The sequence below is a fragment of the Luteitalea sp. genome, from assembly GCA_009377605.1.
Taxonomy (GTDB): domain Bacteria; phylum Acidobacteriota; class Vicinamibacteria; order Vicinamibacterales; family Vicinamibacteraceae; genus WHTT01.
Genome location: WHTT01000173.1, coordinates 1 through 4,720, shown reverse-complemented (window position 1 = coordinate 4,720; position 4,720 = coordinate 1). Strand labels below are relative to the sequence as shown.

Annotated in this window: 4 protein-coding genes; all 4 read left to right on the top strand. The window is 62.6% G+C overall.

From position 1 onward, the window contains the following. Positions 1-1,944, top strand: a 1,944-nt coding sequence (bamA, locus tag GEV06_28035) for an outer membrane protein assembly factor BamA (protein MPZ21709.1), incomplete at its 5' end; no start/stop codon positions are given. A 111-nt stretch (positions 1,945-2,055) separates the two neighbouring features. Next, a complete protein-coding gene (locus GEV06_28030) occupies positions 2,056-2,613 on the top strand; it encodes a hypothetical protein (GenBank protein ID MPZ21708.1) in 558 nt (185 codons plus the stop codon). 122 nt (positions 2,614-2,735) lie between these two features. Beyond that, positions 2,736-3,365 carry an outer membrane beta-barrel protein gene (locus GEV06_28025; protein ID MPZ21707.1) on the top strand — a complete coding sequence of 210 codons (630 nt, stop codon included), beginning with the start codon at positions 2,736-2,738 and terminating at the stop codon, positions 3,363-3,365. 98 nt (positions 3,366-3,463) lie between these two features. Continuing rightward, positions 3,464-4,135, top strand: a complete 672-nt coding sequence (locus GEV06_28020; GenBank protein MPZ21706.1) for a S8 family serine peptidase — start codon at positions 3,464-3,466, stop codon at positions 4,133-4,135. The last annotated feature ends 585 nt before the right edge of the window (positions 4,136-4,720 follow it).

Sequence of the window (4,720 nt, the reverse complement as noted above, 5' to 3'; positions counted from 1 at the left end):
ACCCACAGCCTGACGCCGTTGAAGACCGGGCCGAAGCTCGTGCACCTGACGTTCAACATCGAGGACGGCCCCAAGGTCGAGATCGGCCGCATCACGTTTCTCGGCAATGAGGCGGTATCGGACCGCAAGCTGCGCGGCAAGATGGAGCACAACAAGCAGGCGGGACTCTTCCGGTTCATCGGCATCGGCAGTGGCGTCTACAAGGAAGAGCAGTTCGAAGAAGACGCGCAGCGGATCCTCGGTTACTACCGCGAGGAGGGCTATCTCAAGGCCAGCGTGGGCCAGCCCGAGATCCGATCGCTCAAGGCCTCGCAAGATCGGGAGAAGCGCTTCATCGAGCTGCGGATCCCCGTCACGGAGGGCCGTCGCTACCGCGTGGGCAGCGTCGCCTTCGCAGACAACACAGTGGTCAAGGACGAGGCGCTGCAACCGCTCTTCTCGCTCGAACAAGAGGACTACTACGACGAGGAGCGAATCCGGAAAGGGGTCGAGAAGGCGAGCGAGCTCTACGGCTCCGGGGGGTATTTCGAGTTCACGGCGTATCCCGAGTTCAGTTTCAAGGACACGAAGGATCCCAAGGCCGCACCAGTTGCAGCGAACACCGACGACAGCAAGCCAGCTGTCGTCGATGTGACGATGCACATGGAGGAGGGTGAGCAGTATTTCGTGGACCGGATCATGTTCACCGGCAACACCACGACGAAAGACCACGTGATTCGGCGCGAGATGGCGCTCCTGGAGGGCGGCGTCTTCAACACAGAGGGCCTCAAGTACAGCATCAGACGCATCAACCAGCTGGGCTACTTCCAACCGCTCGGCGAAGGGGAGGCTCAAGACGACATCCAGGTCGAGAAGACGCCACAGGCCAAGAACAAGGTGGACGTCACCCTGAACCTCAACGAGCGCAACCGGAACGAGTTCATGTTCGGCGGAGGAATGTCGGGGATCGATGGCATGTTCGTCAACGCCTCGTTCGCGACCACCAACTTCCTCGGGCAAGGCGAAACCTTCCAGGTGTCGGTGCAGACGGGAGAGCGTGCCAAGAGCTATCAGTTCTCCGCTAGCGAGCCGTATCTGTTCGGTCGGCCCATCACGGCTGGCGTCACGCTGTTCTCGCGCAAGTACGACTTGTACATGGACGCGAACACCGTGGGCTACAGCGAGGTCAGGAGCGGGATGACACTGCTCGGCGGCCTGCCCGTGGCCCGCTTCGCTCGTGGCTACACGTCCTATACGTACGAGGTGGTCGACACGGCCGTGCACGAGGACTTCCTCAGCACGGGTCGCTCCGGTGAGGGCGAGCCATCGTTCGACCCATTCTTGAATGACGGGCGGTACATCGAGAGCCGCTTGAACCCGAGCGTCGTCTACAACACGGTCGACAACCCCTTCATGCCCCGCCGCGGCATGAAGATTACCGGAACCTTCGAGATGGCTGGCGGTCTTCTCGGCGGGACGCTCGACTACATCCGGCCCGAGGCGGAGGCCATTCTCTATATTCCGCACACGCAGCGCACGGCGCTCGGCCTGCGCGGTCAGATTGGGTACATTCAGCCCTTCGCCGACACCGACGAGTTGCCGTACTACCGCCGCTTCTTCCTGGGTGGAGAGACGCAGATTCGCGGCGTCGACTTTCGATCAGTAGGCCCGGTCGACGCACAGAACCGAGCCATCGGTGGCGACAAATTCTTGCTCTTCAACGCCGAGTATTACTTCGACGTCGCGGGCCCGGTCCGCCTGCTGGCCTTCCATGATGCCGGCCAGGCCTTTGAACAGGACCAGCCCTTCAATTTCCGGCAGCTCCGCACGTCGACTGGCGGCGAGCTGCGCGTCATCGTCCCCATGATGAACGTCCCTTTTCGTTTGATCTATGCGTGGAACATTTACCGCGATTCATTTCAGCCGGAGCGAACGTTCAAGTTTGCGGTCGGCACGACATTCTGAGGGAGTCGACACCATTACATCTTTTTGCTGCGCCATTTAGGCCCTGCGCTGCGGCGCATGCCGCCGCCGGCCGGTTCGAAACCGAGAATCCACCATCACAAGGAGAATGAGATGTTCCGTCTTTTGCCAGGCGCCATGCTGCTCTTCGCAGCGTTGCTCATGTGCTCGTGCGACTCGCCGACCGAGACCGAAGACCTCGACGATCCGGTAGACGTCACTGCGCCCGGAACCGTGAGCGCGCGGGATGGCAGCAATAGGAGTTTCGTCATTCAACGCGGTGACGATCCCTCCTTCGACGAGACCCGGCCCTACGACTGGCGCGTGAGCTTCACGGTCACGATGACGCTCACGGATGCGGCCGTGAACGAGGACGATTGGGACATGGCACTTCCGCTCAAGATCACCGCATCGACCGTGACGGTACAGCAAGCATCAGGTGGCATCGTGACCCCGCCCACCGGCACGGAGGTCGTGCACTTCGAGCAGGGCCCCGCGAGCGTGTCCGGCAACCTCCTGTCCGACGTCGGCGCTACGGTGACCCAAAACTTCGACATCTGGTACTGGCTGCCGAACGGCGGGAAAGAGGCGCTCATCACCGTGAGCTACACGTTTACCGATGACGATGGCGCCACGGCGACCGACAGCGTCGATGTTCTCGTCTCGTCGTAGCCGGACGCCTCGGCGAGGTCATGGCCGCCTCGACGAGGCGGCCCTACCTTCCGCCGCGATGGTAGGGCGCGTTCGCCGAACGCGGCGTCTGCTTCCTCTTCATCACTGCCAAGGAGTCGACAATGTCGTTCGTGTACCGCATGGCTGGTGTCCTGCTCGTCTCGTCACTCATCGCGCTGCCCTCGGCAGCGCAAAGCCTCCGGACCGGCGTGAAAGCTGGAGTCGCGCTCACGTCACTCTCGAACGTGCGGGCGCTCACCGAGAGCGCCGAGGAGGACGCTGGGATTGGCATCGGCCCCATGATTGGTGGCTTCCTGAACATCGACTGGGACGTCGGCATCGGCCTCCAGCCGGAGGTCTTCTTCGTGACCAAGGGCGTCTCACTGAACGAACACGTCTCAGAGAACGGCGCCACGGCGGTGACATTGACATACCTCGAGATCCCGCTGCTGGCAAAGCTATCACCGCCTAGCTATGGCGGCACGTCTTGGTATCTCCTCGCCGGGCCGAGCATTGGCTTCAAGCTGAGCTCGACGATTCGTTACAGCGACGACAGGGAAGACGACGAGGAGGAGATCGACCGACGCACGACGGGCACTGATCTCGGCTTGACCTTTGGCGGAGGCTGGGAGGGAGAACACTGGCTCGTCGAGGGACGCTTCAGCCCAGGTCTCAGGAACATCTCGTCGGACCCGACCGAGCCCGTCGTGAAGACGCGGACATTTGCCATGCTCGCGGGCATCCGCTTTTGAGGTGCCAGGCCCTGGGCTGATCGTTCATGGGTCGGTAACTCGAGACACGACCCATCAACCGTCCTCTGGCGGAGTGAAGGTAATCAGCACGGCCTGGGATGTGGTGTTCGGCGCCCCGTTCGAGGGCTCCGACGGGACGGTCGCACGTGGAATTCGCTATGCAGCCGACAACGGTGCGCGGTGGTCAACTTGAGCCTTGGCTCACTGGGCCGCCGGCACCGGTTGTCGAAGATGCCATCCGGTACGCGGTGGAGAAAGGGATGTTCATCGCTATTGCAGCCGGTAATGGCTTCGAAGATGGCAACAAGAGCGAGGTGATTGCCGAGATCGCAAGCCGCGTCTCTGGGGCCGTCTCGGTGTCGGCCATTACCCGCGAGCAACGCCACGCGGTCTACTCGTCCACGGGATCGTGGGTCGAGCTGGCGGCGCCGGGTGGATCCTTCCGCGAGCACGGAGCGGAGCGCGGCGTCCTGCAGCAAACGCTCGACCTCGACCTTGCGAGCACCTTCCTCCTGCCGCCGTCCGAATATACAGCACCTCGCTTCGACTCGCTGGCCTATTGCTACTTCACCGGGACTTCCCAGGCGGCGCCGCACGTGTCCGGCCTGGCTGCCATGCTGATGCAACAGGGAGTGACGGACCCTGCCGCAGTCGAGCAGGCCCTCGAAACATTCGCGATCGATCTCGGCGAGCCGGGACGCGACACGACGTTTGGGTTCGGCATGGTCGACGGCGAGGCGCTACTGCGCGGACTGGGGTTGGCCAGATGAGGGCGCCACTCATCGCGCTCCTCGCACTCGCTGCCGCGGAGCCTGTGTTCGCCCAAACGAGCTCCACAGCTGAGCCCATTTCCATTCGTGCGACCGTGATCGGCTCGTTCGAGTGGTTCTCGGCCTCGCGCAGTCAACATCTCGTTTACGCTCGCCGGTATCGGGACGTTCTCCAATTTCCTCTGGGCGTTCGGCGGTGGCACGACGGGGTCGAGTGGATGGGAATTAGCGTGCTGGGTGCGGTCCGTGCCGGTCACGCCGTCGCATCAATATTCAACCGCACATAATCGAGGACGGGGGGATCGAGCCGCGTGACGATGGCGTCGATGAATGGCATGCGAAGCTCAGGAGGCAGCCGCTTCAGGTGCGCGCTGAAGACGATTGTCGTCAGATAGGCGCGCAGGTCTGGCGGTGCCACTTCTCGTGGCTCGAGCCAGCAGCGCGCCTTGGAGAAGCCCGCATTCAACAGACGCTGCTCCGTCTCCTCTGGATCGGCAAAGTAGGTCGGGTTCCAACCAGCGAGGTACGAATCGAACGGCGGCTGAGCCCCCAGCTCGTCCCCAATGGCATGCACGTTGTCCAGGT